Source organism: Nocardioides sp. CCNWLW239 (assembly GCF_037137035.1).
Classification (GTDB): domain Bacteria; phylum Actinomycetota; class Actinomycetes; order Propionibacteriales; family Nocardioidaceae; genus Nocardioides.
Window position 1 is genome coordinate 397607 of the sequence record NZ_JBBBNW010000004.1, and the last position, 14901, is coordinate 412507.

General features: G+C 70.9%; 11 protein-coding genes. All 11 read right to left on the reverse strand.

Annotation, left to right across the window (positions count from 1 at the left end; translation table 11 throughout):
* Nucleotides 1-7 precede the first annotated feature (7 nt).
* The 11 genes from WBG06_RS18925 to WBG06_RS18975 all read right to left on the reverse strand — a co-directional run bounded on the left by WBG06_RS18925 (nucleotide 8) and on the right by WBG06_RS18975 (nucleotide 14879).
* Complete coding sequence (locus tag WBG06_RS18925) at nucleotides 8-1264, reverse strand: rhamnosyltransferase WsaF family glycosyltransferase (protein ID WP_336738508.1); 1257 nt, start codon at nucleotides 1262-1264, stop codon at nucleotides 8-10.
* On the reverse strand, nucleotides 1261-2379 hold the full coding sequence (locus tag WBG06_RS18930; protein WP_336738509.1) for a DegT/DnrJ/EryC1/StrS family aminotransferase: 1119 nt from the start codon (nucleotides 2377-2379) through the stop codon (nucleotides 1261-1263). Before WBG06_RS18930 ends, WBG06_RS18925 begins: the two co-directional genes overlap by 4 nt.
* The gene (locus WBG06_RS18935; protein ID WP_336738510.1) at nucleotides 2376-3842 is read right to left on the reverse strand and encodes an oligosaccharide flippase family protein; all 1467 of its coding nucleotides are present in this window, start codon (nucleotides 3840-3842) and stop codon (nucleotides 2376-2378) included. Before WBG06_RS18935 ends, WBG06_RS18930 begins: the two co-directional genes overlap by 4 nt.
* The gene (locus tag WBG06_RS18940; protein WP_336738511.1) at nucleotides 3839-4888 is read right to left on the reverse strand and encodes a glycosyltransferase family 2 protein; all 1050 of its coding nucleotides are present in this window, start codon (nucleotides 4886-4888) and stop codon (nucleotides 3839-3841) included. The genes WBG06_RS18935 and WBG06_RS18940 overlap by 4 nt, the downstream gene beginning before the upstream one ends.
* Nucleotides 4888-5514 (reverse strand): NeuD/PglB/VioB family sugar acetyltransferase, encoded by a 627-nt coding sequence (locus WBG06_RS18945; RefSeq protein ID WP_336738512.1) that lies wholly within the window; start codon nucleotides 5512-5514, stop codon nucleotides 4888-4890. The genes WBG06_RS18940 and WBG06_RS18945 overlap by 1 nt, the downstream gene beginning before the upstream one ends.
* A 25-nt stretch (nucleotides 5515-5539) precedes the next feature.
* Nucleotides 5540-6673 carry a DegT/DnrJ/EryC1/StrS family aminotransferase gene (locus tag WBG06_RS18950; protein ID WP_336738513.1) on the reverse strand — a complete coding sequence of 378 codons (1134 nt, stop codon included), beginning with the start codon at nucleotides 6671-6673 and terminating at the stop codon, nucleotides 5540-5542.
* Between the two features lie 195 nt (nucleotides 6674-6868).
* Nucleotides 6869-7873 carry an NAD-dependent epimerase/dehydratase family protein gene (locus WBG06_RS18955; RefSeq protein WP_336738514.1) on the reverse strand — a complete coding sequence of 335 codons (1005 nt, stop codon included), beginning with the start codon at nucleotides 7871-7873 and terminating at the stop codon, nucleotides 6869-6871.
* Nucleotides 7870-8940 (reverse strand): Gfo/Idh/MocA family protein, encoded by a 1071-nt coding sequence (locus WBG06_RS18960; RefSeq protein ID WP_336738515.1) that lies wholly within the window; start codon nucleotides 8938-8940, stop codon nucleotides 7870-7872. The genes WBG06_RS18955 and WBG06_RS18960 overlap by 4 nt, the downstream gene beginning before the upstream one ends.
* Nucleotides 8941-9035: 95 nt before the next feature.
* Complete coding sequence (locus WBG06_RS18965; RefSeq protein WP_336738516.1) at nucleotides 9036-9203, reverse strand: hypothetical protein; 168 nt, start codon at nucleotides 9201-9203, stop codon at nucleotides 9036-9038.
* Nucleotides 9204-9245: 42 nt separating this feature from the next.
* On the reverse strand, nucleotides 9246-14009 hold the full coding sequence (locus tag WBG06_RS18970) for a DUF4082 domain-containing protein (RefSeq protein WP_336738517.1): 4764 nt from the start codon (nucleotides 14007-14009) through the stop codon (nucleotides 9246-9248).
* A gap of 24 nt (nucleotides 14010-14033) precedes the next feature.
* A complete protein-coding gene (locus tag WBG06_RS18975) occupies nucleotides 14034-14879 on the reverse strand; it encodes a glycosyltransferase (RefSeq protein WP_336738518.1) in 846 nt (281 codons plus the stop codon).
* Nucleotides 14880-14901: the final 22 nt, after the last annotated feature.

A 14901-nucleotide genomic window follows, 5' to 3' on the forward strand; every position in this document is an offset into this window, starting at 1 on the left:
CAGAACCCTAGGAAGGGCTCGGGGCAGCGCCGGCGCCATCGGCGAGGCGTACCCAATCCACGGGAGCGCCGTGGACGGTGTTCTCGATGATCGTGCGCACCCCCTCGCGGGTTCGGGCCCAGTTGTCGGTGCGTACGCTCCCGGCGGCGGCCGCCGCCCGGCCCGGGATGTCGGCCGCCTCGACGGCATCCGACAGGGCATCGGCGATGCCCCCCGGAGTCGGCGGTGCCCAGCCGACGTGCGGGTTGTCCAGGTCCGCACGGGCATCGGGAGAGGCGTTGACGACCGGTACGCAGCCGGCGGCGAGCATCTCCTCGGCGACCAGGGAGATGTTGGTGAACGACATCGCCACCCCGGCGATGCAGCGGTTGTAGAGCGCGTTCAGCTCCCCCGGGGTGAGGCGGCCGTGGTGCACCACCGGGATCCCGAGCTCGGGCACCGGCGAACCGTAGACGTGGATGGGCTGCTCCGGGTGGCGCTGGTGGAACTCCGCGAGCGCGATGGTGCCGAGCAGGTAGCCGCGCCGCGCCAGGCCCGGCTTGGCGTAGAACACGATCCCGGAGCGGGGCCCGCGGTTGTGCAGCGAGTAGACGCTGGTGTCACACGAGAACGGCACCAGCTCCGAGGCGACACCCAGGTCATCATGCAGCCGGCTCCGCACCATCTCGCCCAACGCGATGTTGGTGAACCCGAACCGGTAGGTGTCGGCGGCCAGCTCGTACTCCGACCCACGAGGCGAGAAGAGCGGCTCGTAGTCCTGGATGAAGTAGAGCCGGTGCAGCGGCCTCGTCGGCCGGACAGCGAGCACGTGCGCCGACTCCCACCCGGTCGCCACGCAGGCGTCCAGCCCGTCGAACCCGTCGTCGACCGAACGGACCTCGGCCCGGATCGTCGGCCAGGAGTCGCGGATCACCGCGGCCTGGGCGGCCGCCGAGCCATGGTGCCGGTCGTAGAGCAGCACCACGCAGCGGTGACCGGCCTGCTCCAGCGCCTCCACCATCCGGAACATCGTGGTGTGACCACCGGAGCCGGCCGCCGGCGGCGTGGTGAGCCAGCCGACCACGAGCGGGCGCCCGCTCGGCACCGGAGCCACGGGACCCAGCTCCAGCCGTGTGGAGTCGGCGATGTCCTCGGGCAGCAGGCCGAAGTCGAGGGCGCGCGCGTCGAGCTGCTGGTAGGCACGCCGTACGACGCGGCGGACCACGCCGCGTGGCCCTTCGCGACGGAGCTTCCCGGCGATGCTGCCGAGGGCGTTCCCGCTCACCGGCGCACCACCGACCTCAGGGTGTCCGCGACGATCTCCTGCTGCTCGGTGGTGATGCCCGGGAACATCGGCAGCGAGATGATCTCCTTCGCGAGCGCCTCGGCGACCGGGAACGAGCCGGCGCCGTGTCCCAGCCAGGAGAAGGCGGGCCACAGGTGCACCGGTGCCGGGTAGTGGATGCCGGCACCCACCCCCGCTTCCAGAAGCTCGCTCAGCACCCGGTCGCGGTCGGTCACCCGGGCGACGTAGAGGTGCCAGACGTGCTGGTTCCCCGGCAGGACCCGCGGCAGAACCACCCCGGGCAGGTCCGCGAGCAGGGTGGCGTACCGCTGCGCGGCCTCGTCACGCTCGGCGTTCCAGCCCTTGAGGCGCTCGAGCTTGAGAGAGAGGACGGCCGCCTGGACCGAGTCCAGGCGGGAGTTGGTGCCGACGTCGAGGTGCTCGTACTTCGCGATCCCGCCGTGGTTGCGCAGCGCGCGGACCCGGTCGGCGAGCTCCGCCGACCCGGTGGTCACCGCGCCGGCGTCACCGTAGGCGCCGAGGTTCTTGCCCGGGTAGAAGCTCGTCCCGGCGGCGACGCCGAAGGATCCCGCCGGGCGGCCGTTCCGGCTGGCTCCCTGCGACTGGGCGGCGTCCTCCAGGAGCAGTACGTCGTCACCGACCGCCTCGCGGAGCCGCTCGAACGGCGCCACCTGCCCGTAGAGATCCACCCCGACGACCGCGCGCGTGCGGCCGGTGACGCGGCTGGCGACGTCGGCGGGATCGATGAGGAAGTCCTCGTCGCAGTCGGCCAGCACGAGATCGGCTCCGACGATCGCGACCGCCTCGGCGGTCGCGACGAAGGTGTTGGCGGGGACGATCACCTCATCTCCTGCCCCGATGCCGGCGCCGCGCATCGCGAGCACGAGCGCGTCGGTGCCGTTGCCGACACCGACGCAGTGATCGACTCCGGCGAACGCGGCGTACTCCTCCTCGAAGCGCCGCACGTGCGGTCCGAGCACGAATGCGCCGCTGTCGCAGATCTCGGCGAACGCGCTCACCGCCTGCTCGTCGATGACCTGGTTCTGGGGCCGCAGGTCGACGAAGGGCACACTCGGGCGTGGGCTCGCGGTCATGACGGGTCTCCTTCCGGGAGGGGTTTCGGCTCGAGCCGGCGAAGCAGGGTGAAGCGTGCACGCCACCAGGGCAGCAGCGGCAGCGCGTAGAGGACGAGGACGGCAGCGGCCACCAGGAGCAACGTCAGGAACCGATTGCTCGCGAGGTCGCCGAGCCAGACGCACACGACTGCCGCCGGGACGACGGCGAGGAGCGGGACCGTGGCCGGCCGGAGGAGGTCGCCGGACCGGATCCCGATCTTGGCGAGCGCGCGCAGATACAGCGGCACCACCACCGCGACGACGACCGCGACATGGGTCCAGCCCGCACCGGCCAGCCCCCAGCCGGCGACGCCCACGATCATCGCCGGCACCATCGCGAGCATCCAGGCGACCTGCACCGCGAGGACCGCCCTGGTCTCACCGGCGGCGATGAGGAAGGTGGCCATCAGATCGAGGACGACCCTGATGCCGCCGAACACCGCGAGCCCGGCGAGCGCGGCGGCGGCAGGTTCCCAGCGCTCGCCGTAGACCAGCGTCACCACCGGGACCGCCGCCGCGGCGAGACCGAGCGATACCAGGGTGGCGACGGTGACGAGAGGCGCGATGCAGAGCACCAGGCCGCGGTTGCGGACCTGCGGTGAGGATGCCTGGGAGAAGGCGGGCAGGGCGACCACCCTGATGGCGGCTCCGAGCGCGCTCATCGGCCAGGAGGAGATGTTGAACGCCAGCACGTAGAGCCCGAGCTGCTCGGGGCCGAGGGTGCGGGAGACGATGAGGTTGTCGATGCTCAACAGCAGCCAGGAGAGCAGGTTCGCCGCAGCGAGCGGGAGGGAGAAGGCGAGCGAGTCCCGGGCCAGGACCGGGTCGAACCCCAGTCGCGGCCGGGTCCGGGTGACGACGAACAGGCCGACAGCGATCAGGCTCTGGCAGGCGATCTGGCCCCAGGCCAGGGCCTCGGCGCCGAGACCACCCAGGATCAGCGTGATCGCGACCACCGCCGAGGCCAGCAGACCGAGCCCGTTGATCCCGAACAGCGCACCTTGGCGATAGGCCCTGGTCAGCCGCGCGGCGGGAACGATGGTGAACCCGAAGACGGCGATGCTGACCGCCATCAGCCTGATCACGCCGACCGACTCGGGGCTGCCGAAGGCGAGCGCGATCGGCTCGGCGGCCAGCGCCATCGTCGCGCCGAGGGAGACGCTCACCCCGAGCCCGATGCTGGCCACCGTCGGGGCCCGAGACTCCATGTCGGGCGCGCGGACCAGGTCGGCGCCGAGCCCGAGGTCGGCCAGAGTGCTCAGGATCGTCCAGACCGTCAGCGCCACCGCGTAGACGCCGAACTCGGCGGGTGCCACCAGCCGGGCCACGAGGATCCCGAACAGCACGCTGCCGACCCGCATCGCGATGGTGCCGCCGAGGCTCCAGCCGAGGCCGCGGCTCACCCGTCCGGCCACAGGCCCGTCGGAGGTGGTCGCGGTCATGTGCCGTACCTGCGCTCGAACCGCCACCGCAGGTGGTGCCGCACCCGCGTGGTCGCGCGAGTCCACGGCGCCGGCTCGGACACCTGGCCCTCGGTCGCCTCGGCCCAGGCGCGGCTCCAGGCCCTGGTGTCCCGGATCGCAGGGCGTGTCTCGGCAGCGAACCGGAGGTAGTCGAGCAGTGCCGCGGAGTCGTTGTGCGCAGTCTCGCGGCCGTGGCGCATCGCCTCCCGGGCCAGTGCCTTCATCGCGTACGGCCGCAGCTCCTGGACCTCGGGGACATCCGGGGCGCGCTCCTCGAAGAGGATGTCGAAGGTTCGGCGGCGCTCGCGCAGATCGGTCAGCCAGCCTGCGTACTCGGTCAGATGCATGTTGGCGTCGTGCACGCGGTAGGCGGCTTGGATCGGGCCGTTCACCCGGCCGACGTCCCAGTGCACAGCCGTACGCAGCCACATGTCGAAGTCGCCCGAGTGCGGCAGGCGGGGGTCGTAGCCGTCGGTCTGCTCGAGCGCCTCGCGGCGCATCACCGCCTCGGGACTCACCAGGAAGCAGCGGCCCTGCCGCGCCGCGGTGCCGAGCCAGTCCCTCCCTGACCAGACCGACCAGGTTCGCGTCCTCGTGGGGCCGACCGGGAGCTCGTCGGTGAACGAGCGGGCGTACCCGTAGACCAGGCCGACGCTGGGATGATGCTCCATCAGCCCGGCGGCACGGGCGAGCGCGTCGGGCATGAGCACGTCGTCCGCGGAGACGAGCGTGACGTAGTCCCCGCGCACGCGGGAGAGCCCGTCGTTGTAGGTCTGGATGTGCCCGGCGTTCCGCTCGTGGACGAGCACGTCCACCCGTGGGTCCGCGGCGGCCAGCGACCGGGCGACGTCGGCGCTGCCGTCCGGGGAGGCGTCATCGACGATCAGCACGTCGACGTCGACGCCGTCCTGGGCGAGGGCACCCGCGACCGCCTGCGGCAGGTAGTGCCCGTAGTTGTAGCAGGGGATCACGACACTGACCGACGGGCGCGTCCGCAGCGGCCGGGGACGGTGGAAGCGGCGCATCAGACCGGCACCCGCAGCGGGCGCGCGGGCACCCCTGCCCAGGTCTCGCCCGCAGGAAGGTCCTCCAGGAGCACAGCCCCCATGCCGAGGACGGCTCCCGCACCGACGGTCAGGCGCTGTCGCACCGAGGAGTTCATCCCCAGATAGGCGGCCTCACCGACGACGACCTCCCCGCCCAGCGCGACGCCGGCGCACACGGTGGCGAAGTCCTCCACGATGTCGTCGTGGGTGAGGACGACGTTGGGCATGACGACGACGTGCTGGCCGACCGTGACCTGCGCGGTCAGCCGAGCACCGGCGAGCAGGACGCTGCCCGGTCCGACCTCGCAGCCGTCGGCGACCGAGGCGTCCGGATGGACGACGGTCGCGAACCGCTCCGGGGCGACCCGGTGGTCGAGCAGTCGCTCGACGAGGCGGCGGCGCACCCGGCCCGATCCGGCGCAGACGACCAGGTCGGCACCGCAGTCGGAGACCAGCTCGACAGGGCCGATCACCTTGGCCCCGCCGACGACGGTCCCCCATCGCTCGCGGTCGTCGTCGACCGCCACGATCTGGTCATAGCCGCTCGCGGCCGCCGCCACCTCCGCCGCCAAACCGCTCGCCGCGACGAGAACGAGCGTGGTCATCGGATGTTCGCTCGCTGACGCTCGGTCATCGGCGTGCTCCCCCCTGCCGGAGTACGTCGATGACCCGCGCCTGCTCCGAGTCCGAGATCTGGTGGAAGAGCGGCAGGATGAGCGTGGTGTCCGTGAGGTGCTCAGTGGCCGGAAGACTGACCCCCGACGAGACGTACGCAGGCTGCCGGTGTGCCGCCATGATCCCGCGGCGTGCGGAGATCCCGGCGTCGGCCAGCGCACCCAGCAGCCCCTCGCGGTCCAGCCCGTACGAGGTGCCGGTCTCGATCCAGAACGACTGGAAGTTGCTGGTCCCCCAGACCGGGTCCGCGACCGCGCGCAGCCCGTCGATCTCGGCGATCGCCTTGGCGTAGACCGCCGCCAGCTCGCGACGCCGGGCGACGACCTCGGGCAGCCGGTCGAGCTGCACGATCCCGACCGCCGCCTGCAGGTCGGTCATCCGGAAGTTGAAGCCGACCTCGTCGTAGGACTCCGGCGGCGAGACCAGGCTGGCGTGCCGGTCGGCTGCCGAGACGCTCATCGCGTGCTCGCGCAACGTGCGTGCCCGCGCGGCCCAGTCCGCGCGGGAGGTGGTGAGCATCCCACCCTCGCCGGTGGTGAGGATCTTGCGCGGGTGGAAGGACCAGGCGGCGATCTCGGCGCCGGCGCCCACGGGACGACCGCGGTAGGTCGAACCGGCTCCGCACGCCGCGTCCTCGATGACCACGATGCCGAGCGGGTCGCAGACCTCCCGGATCGCCTCCAGGTCGACCGGCACACCACCCTGGTCGACCACGATCACCGCCGTCGTCCGCGGCGTGAGCGCCTCGCGCACCGTCGCCGCGGTGAGGTTCCCGGTCTCGGGAGAGACATCGGCGAAGACCGGCCTGGCCCCGACGTAGACCGCCGCGTTGGCGGTCGCGATGAAGGAGAAGGACGGGACGACGACGTCGTCCCCGGGACGTACGCCGGCGACGACCAGCGCCAGATGGAGCGCCGTCGTGCAGCTCGAGGTGGCGACGGCGTGGGCGGCCTGCTGCGAGCTCGCGAAACGGCGCTCGAACTCGGCCACCCGCGGCCCCTGGGCGACCCAGCCGGAGCGGAGCACCTCGGTGACCGCCGCGACCTCCTCCTCGCCCAGCCACGGCTGCATGACGTTGACCCGGCTCATGCCGCCACATCCGTAGCGCAAGCGCCAGAATACGGACGCGGCGGCCTGAGGCTTATTGACGCTCGCTGACGCTCGCTCATGCCGCACCCCGCGCCGTTGACCGAGTTACCTCGGTCAGCTGTCGCATCCTTCGCGGAACTCCACGAAGCAGGCGCCCGTCCACCGAGTCACCTCGGTCAGCATCCCGCCGCCGCTTCACGAGCCACCACCTTGAAGAGCCCGGCCGGCCGCGATCTCCGAGCGCAGCGGCCGCCACCACTCCACCAGCTGCCGCAGCCCCTCCTCGAGCCCGATCGTCGGCTCCCAGCCCAGGTCCTCGCGGGCCGCCGAGATGGAGGCGAGCCGGCGAGTGACGCCGTTGACCGCCCGCTCAGGCCCGTGCTCGACCTCCAGGCCGGAGGCGCCCATGACCCGCAGCAGCGCCTCGGCGAGCTCGAGCAGCGAGGTCTCGGTGCCGGAGGCGATGTTGTAGACGCCCTCGGTGACGTCGGAGGCCGCCGCCAGGATGTTGGCGCGGGCGATGTCGGGGACGCAGACGAAGTCCATCGTCTGGCGGCCGTCGCCGAAGATCAGCGGCGGCCTGCCGTCGGCGATCCGCTCCATCCACCGCACCAGCACCTCGGTGTAGGCGCCGTGCACGTCCATCCGGGGGCCGTAGACGTTGAAGTAGCGCAGCCCGACGTAATCGAGCCCGTGCATCGCCCGGAAGGACCGCACCAGCCCCTCGTTGTAGGACTTCGCGGCCCCGTAGAGGGTGTCGTTGTTGTTGTGGTGGTGGCCCTCCGGCGTCGGGAACTCCTCCGCCAGCCCGAAGACCGAGGCCGAGGAGGCATAGACGAGCTTCGAGACGCCCGCGGAGACCGCTGCCTCGACCACGTTGAAGGTGCCGTCGACCAGCACCTCGTTGGCCAGCCGCGGCTCCTCGGCACAGAGCGTGATCCGGATGGCGGCCTGGTGGAAGACCAGGTCCTTGCCGGCGCTCAGGTCGTTGACGAGGTCGCGGTCGCGGATGTCGCCCTCGACCAGGGTGACCCGCCCCGAGGCGAGCGCGTCATCGAGGTTGGCCTTGCGGCCCCGGATCAGGCTGTCGAGCACATCGACGTGCGCGACCCCTTCGTCGAGCAGCTGGTCCACGATGGTGGAGGCGATCGTGCCCGCACCTCCGGTGACCAGCACGTTCGCGCCTTGCAAGGAAGTCATCGGATCAGCTCCAGGGTCGGGGTCTCAGCAGCCACCTCGACGAGGGCGCCGCGGGCTCGGAGGCTGGTCTGGGCCGCCTCCAGGACGGAGAGGACACGGAGCCCGGCGGCCCCGTCGGTACGCGGCGTACGGCCCTCCCGGATCGCGCCGGCGAACTCGCCGACCATCCGGGACAGGGCCTCGTACTCGGGCAGCGCGGGCGCCCAGGTGTCGCCCAGCCGGTAGGAGATCGTCGCGGCGGCGCGGTCCGCGATGTCCACGCTCTGCTGGACCAGGTCGACCCCGCGGTCGAAGACGCTGAGCCGCTGCTGCGGGTTCAGGTCGTCCCAGACCAACGTACGCCGGCTCCCGCCGATCACCATCTGCCTGATCTTGGTGGGGCTGAGCCAGTTGACGTGGACGTGGGCCATCGCCCCGCCCTCCAGCGGCAGGGTCAGGTAGCCGACGCACGCCTTGCCGGCACCCAGCGGGTCGGAGCCGTGCGCCGCGACCCCGGTGGGGCGCAGGCCGCCGGGCAGGACGAAGTCGAGGATCGAGAGGTCGTGCGGGGCCAGGTCCCAGAAGACGTCGACGTCGGGCTGCACCAGCCCGAGGTTGATCCGCACCGAGTCGACGAACAGGATCTCGCCGAGCGAGCCGTCCTCGACCAGCTCCCGGATCTTCTGCACGACCGGCGTGTAGCAGTAGGTGTGGTCGGTCATCAGCACGAGACCGTCGGCCCGCGCGGCTTCGACCATGCTCCGCCCCGCCTCCACGTCGTCGGCAAGCGGCTTCTCGACGAGCACGTGCTTCCCGGCCCGCAACGCCCGCTCCACCAGCGCTCGGTGGGTCCGCGCCGGGGTCGCGATCGCGACCGCGTCCACGTCCTCACGGGCGAGGACCTCGTCGAGGTCGGTCGTGGCCAGCACCTCGGTGCTGCCGCCGATCACCTCCTGCGCCCGGACGAGGTCGAGGTCGACCACCGCGACCAGCGTCCAGTCCGGTGCGTTGCGGAAGTTCCGGATCAGGTTGGGCCCCCAGTAACCGGCCCCGACCACTGCCACACCCAGCGGCGTCTGTGCGGTCATGACAGTGCTTCTCCCCAAATCGGCGATCGATGCCTTCGGGGTAGATCACACGCGATCCGCTGATTCCGCCCGCCCGATCCATGGGGTTATCCCCTCTATTCGGGAGGCCCGCCGGTGGTGGCGGTGGCGGTGGTCATCGTGGCGGCTCCGTCGTCGCCCTGACTGCGTACGTCGCCGTCGGGTCGCACCCTCGCCACCGGGCACACCCCGGAGACCTCGATGGTCGGCATCGGGCCGGCGATCGCCTCGCAGGGCAGGGACACCGACGTCCAGGTTCTCGACGTCGGCAGACCAGCGGGGTGGATTCACCCGGACGCCGGGCGGAACCGGACGTCCACGAAGTAGTTCGTCGAGTTCCAGGATCGGTTCGGGAATCCCCCGCCGATCGCGGACCGGTACCTGCCGTTGGCTCCGCCCGGCGCCGTCAGCGGACCGACCCGCCAGTCCTGCGTGAGCGCTGACGGTGTGGAGGCGTGACGGCCCGTCGGGGAGTAGTAGGACACCACGTACGTCGCCCCCGGAGTGATCGCGACCGGGGTCGGCAACGTGGCCGTCTGCCACCCGGTCGCGGTCTCGCCCGTGAAGGTGACCCGGGTGATCCGGGTCCCCGCGGAGGTCCACAACGATCCGGTGTGGGTGCCGGTGTTCCCGCTTCCCTTGTAGAACCGGATCGCCGTCACCGAGCCGGCCACCGAGGACGTGAACGCGGTGCCGACCTCGATGGGCAAGAGCTCGGGCGTCGACGCGTTCTGGGGCGTGAGACCGGTGAACAGCGAGACCTCCGCCGGGAGGGCCGTGGTGAACGACCATGTCTGCGTCGGCAGGCTCACCCCCTCGGTCGAGACCACGCCCGAGACGGTCACCGACACCGTCGTCCCGGACGGCAGCGCTGCGGACTGGGTGAAGCGCAGCGTACGTCCGTCCCCGCTCAGTGCCGCCGACCCGGCCACGGCGGACCCGTTGGCCGTGACCGACATGTTCCAGCCGTTCGCGACCGCCGCCGAGAACGTGATCGACGGGTTCACCGATGTCGCCACACCGGTCGCGCCCGGGCTCGGGTCTCGAGCGGTGACGGTCATCGTCGGGACGTACGGTTCGAAGACGACGTCGACGAAGTAGTTCGTCGCGCCCCAGGTGAACGTCGGGAACCCGCCTGCGGCGCCGTAGAGATAGCGGCCGTTGTTGGCCGCCGGCGCGGTCAGGTCGCCCGAGGTCCAGGCGCTGCCGAAGAAGCCGCCGGTGGCCGCGTAGTGCCCCTGTGGAGCGAGATAGGAGACGACGTACGTCGCCCCTGCCGTCACCGCGACCGGCTGGTCGAGCGTCGCCTCCTGCCAGCCCGAGGCTGTCTCGCCGACGAAGGTGACCGAAGCCAGCCGGGTGCCGTCGGCAGACCACAGCGACCCGACGTGGGTGCCGTTGTTGCCCGCCCCCTTGTAGAACCGGATCGCGGTCACGTGGCCGTTGCGTGCCGAGGTGAATGCGGTGCCCAGCTCCACCGGTGAGGCATCGTCCACGGCCTGCTGCTGCGGCACCTGATCACCGAAGAGGGTCTGGCTCGTCGCCGACTGGGCCCGGGTGCGGAACGTCCAGGTCTGTGAGGCCAGGGCTGCGCCCTCGGTCGAGGTCACCCCGGTCAGGCTGACCGAGATGTCCGTATCCGACGGGAGCACCCCGCTGGGGTCGAAGGTGATCTCGGTGCGCGCCTGGTTCAGTGACGCGGTCCCGGCGATCGGCCCGCCCGGACCCGAGACGCTCATCTGGTAGCCGTCGGCGATCGCCGCCGAGAAGCCGACGGTGATGTTGGTGCCGCGTGGCACCGACACCGCGCCCGGCGCCGGGCTCTGGCTGGTCACCTTCAGCGTCGGCGCGCCCTTCTCGAAGACCAGGTCCACCATGTAGCTCGACGCCGAGGAGTTGCCCGGGAACCCCTCGCCGTAGGTGTAGGCCCCGGCGGTCGAGGTGACGGAGATCGGCCCCTTGGACAGGTCCGAGGCGGCGAACGCGTTCGGCGTCGCCGAGTAGGAACCGTTGGTGTGGTACGAGGCGATGTAGTCCACACCTGCCTGGACCGCGATCGGCTGGGTGAAGGTGAGGGTCTGCCAGCCGGTGGTGCTCTCCTCGGTGAAGGTGCCTTGGGCGAGCGCCTGGCCGCTGCTCGACCACAGCGTGCCGGTGTGCGGCCCGGTGTTGTTCACGGCCTTGTAGAACTTCACGCCGGTCACCGTGCCGGTGACGGTCGGACGGAACCGCACCCCCAGGGTGAGCGAGGCACGCTCGGTGTCCTCCAGGATGGTCGGCACGTCATCGTCGTTGTAGATCGAGCACGGGCACACTCCTGGTGCCGCCGGTGGTTTCGCGGTCGTGAACGACCAGGTCTTGCCTCCGGTGAGCGGTGTCCCCTGGGTGTCGGTGGCGGAGAGCGTGACGGTGTGCTTCACGAACCCGGCCAGCGAGCTCGCGGGGGTGAAGGTGACCGTCCGGGTGGCGGCGTCGTAGCTGGTCGACCCGGCGACCGAGGCACCGACGGCGTCCTTGACCGCGACCTGGACCGAGGACGCGACCACCGGCTTGGAGAAGCGCGCGCTGATGGTGGTCGAGCGCGGGACCGACGACGAGTCCGCCAACGGCCACGGGCTGATCGCCGAGAGCGGTGAGTCGTCGGTCGTCGTGAAGACCACGTCGACGTAGTAGTTGGAGTTCTGGTGGGAGTTCGACGGGAAGGTGCCGGGGTTGGCGTAGACCCCCGCCGGGGCGGCCCCGTGACCGCCCGCGACATCGAGCGGGTAGGCCTCGAGACCCTGGGCACCGAAGGCCCACGGCTGCACGGCGTAGTGCCCGTTCGGAGCCGTGTAGGAGACGATGTACGTCGTGCCGGCGCTCAGCGCCACCGGGCTGGTGAACAGCGCCTGCTGCCAGCCGCCCGAGGTCTCCCCGCTGAAGGTGACCTGGGCCAGCCGTTCGCCGCTGGTGCTCCACAGGGACCCGGTGTGGGTGCCGGTGTTCCCGGTGCCCTTGTAGAAGCGGACGCCTGCTGCGTACCCGTCGGTGAGCGGGGTGAAGCGCAGGCCGAGCTCAGCGGCGCTGGGGTCGTCGGCGGACGGTGTCGCCGGGCTGGTCACCGCGGTCCAGGTCGTCGGGATCGCAGTCTGCCCGAAGATGCTGCAGCCGCAGGAGACGTTGAACGTACGCGTCGCGGCAGTGCCGATGTTGGCGCTGTCGTCGACCGCGCGGACCTGGATCGGAGTGTTGCCGACGCCGTGCTGGATGTATTCGACCGTCCACGCCGAGGTGCCCTTGCCGGGATGCCAGCTGGTGCCGCCGTCGGTCGAGTACTCCACCCCGGCGACGATGCCTCCGCCGGAGTCGGTGGCGGTGCCCGTCAGGGTCACCTTGGACCCGTTGGGTTGGGCCGACCCCGCCGCAGGTGAGCTGATCGTGACCGACGGACCGGTGGTGTCGGTCGAGGCGGCGACCTGCTGCAGACCGGCCATCAGCGTCGTCGGCTGCGCGCCCATGTCGGCGAGCAGGTTGACCTGGGCCTGCTGCATCGCCGGGCTGGCCTGGTCGTCGTTGTAGGCGCTGTCGTGGGTCGCATCCAGACCCCACGTCCACTGGACCGTTCCGGCTCCGAAGACCAGCGCTCCGCTCGGAGCCCGATAGAGGGTGATCGAGTGGGTCGTCGTGCCGTTGCCGACGTTGCGGCCGAAGTCGGTCATGTACTGCCCGTCGACGAACGCGGTCGTCTCCGAGGCCCGGATCAGCCCTGGTGGCCGGAATCCGTTGTCCTGATCCTCGTCGGACTCATAGCCCACCGTGTGCGGCGCCAGCGCCGTGGTGGCGCCTATCATCTGTCCCAGGCCCGTGTTGCGCCACAACCGCTGCTTGCCCTGTTCCTTGGTGACGGTCAGCGGCTTGTCGGTCCAGTTGGACATGAAGATCGTGCCGGTCAGGGCGTTCTCCGGCAGGCCGCCGCCCTTGCTCTTGGGCGCGTAGCGCGGGTCGCGCCAGGTGGAGGTGGACTCGTCGGCAGGGTCCTCCACGCCCCAGGCCTCCTTGTAGGTCACCAGGGTGCGGTAGGCACGCTTGTCGACGCTGCCGACCTGCGAGGACTCATAGCGAGTACGCCAGTAGACCTCGTTGCCGCTGAGGAACTGCAGGTTCACCCCGGCGTCGCGGGCGGCCTCCACGTTGGCCCGCTGGGCGCCGCTCCAGTACTCGTCGTGGCCGACGGACAAGAAGGTCTTGTGGTTCTTGATCAGCTCGCCGCGACGGTCGGTGTCGATCCCGGACATGTAGCTCACGTCGTACCCGTTGCGCTCCAGGAACCTCACCAGCGGGTACTCGTTCGCGAAGTAGAAGTCCCGGGCGGGGCTGTGCCGGGTCACGAACGGGCGGTTGTAGCTGAGCTTGTACGCGCGCCCGTTCTGGGCACCGTGGTAGAAGCTGGATCCCCCGTAGAGGTTGTACGCCTGCCAGGTGGTGTCCGAGGTCTGGAAGACGACATCGGAGCGGCTGGCGTCGTCGCGGACGATGAAGGTGATGTGGCTGCCTTCGTCGGTGTCGGCGCGGTGCAGGCGCGCGACGTAGACGCCCGAGACGGCGTCGGCCGGCACCTGCCAGGTCGCCGAGACCGCCCAGTTGCCGCAGTCGGTCATCTCGGTGGCCGACTCGCGCGTGCAGTTGGGCTGGGTCTGCGGCAGGGTCGCGGACGGAGTCACCGACGCGATCCGCCGGGCCCCGTCACCTCCGTACCACCCGGTGCGGTAGATCGTGATCGTGTACGCCCTGGCGTCGGTGTCGATCTTGAAGTCGATCGGGTCGCCGACGTCGACGCTGATGTCGGTCGCGAATCCCTGGATCGAGTCGTGTCCCGCCCCGTCGATGTCCCACTCGCTCGGCGGCGAGCCCGGTTTGGAGTTCTCACAGGCGATCTTGTTGCCGCCGGGACCACAGGGGTCGCCGGCGGCGTACGCGGTCGTCGTGGTGGTGGCCGAGAGGCCCGTGAGGATCAGGACGGTTCCGAGAACGGCGGCCAAGAGCCTGCGGCTCCCGGATGCGGGACGCATCATGTGCACGTGCTCCCTTTCTGGAAGTCAGGCTCGCGAGCTCTCGTCGCGTAGCCAGGTCGTGTAGTCACCGGCGCGGACGGCTCTGCGGGAGAGCCGACGTGCGATGACGGTGATCGTCAGGAAGACCGGGACCCGGAGTCCGACCGACGGCTGACGCAGCCCGAGCTTGATGAGATCCGAGAGGGAGGTCGATGCCTGGCGGGCGGCATGCTGGTCGGCCTGATGATTGCCGGTCGCCACCCGGGTCCGGCGTCGGACCAGGTCGGCGACCGTACGCGGCGGCTGCACCACCACCGACGCGTCCGTCACGATCCGGCGCTCCTCCGGCGCGAACGCCTCGGAGACCATCAGGTCGTCGTTCATCAGCCTCGCCTGTGCGTCCACCCGCCTCTGTCCTTCCTCGGACAGACAGAACGCGCCACGGCCGAACAGGCCGCTGCGTACGTTCGGGAGGCTCTCCCACACCCGGTAGTAGGCCCGCACCGGCCAGGACGACGCCTCCACCGGGACCTCGCGGAACGGCCCGGCGGCGTGCACCCCCGGCTCCTCGACGGCATCGACCAGGCGCAGCGCGTCCGGACCGGGAAGACGTACGTCCGCATCCAGATGGATCCGCGGGAAGACCGTGGACGCCGCGTTGCCCAGCTCTACCGCGAGCGCCTTCGAGGCGGACGCGGTCTCGAGGACACGTACGCCCGGGACCGACCGCGCCACCGTGGCGGTGTCGTCGGTGCAGCCGTTACAGACCACCACCACCTCGAAGGTGCCCGCCGGGACACCGTCGAGCAACGCGACCAGGTTTCCACGCAGTCCAGCCGACTCGTCGTGCGCGGGCACGACGACGCTCGCTGCTGTCGGGGAACGCTCCATATCCGGAGCATCACCGCCTCGC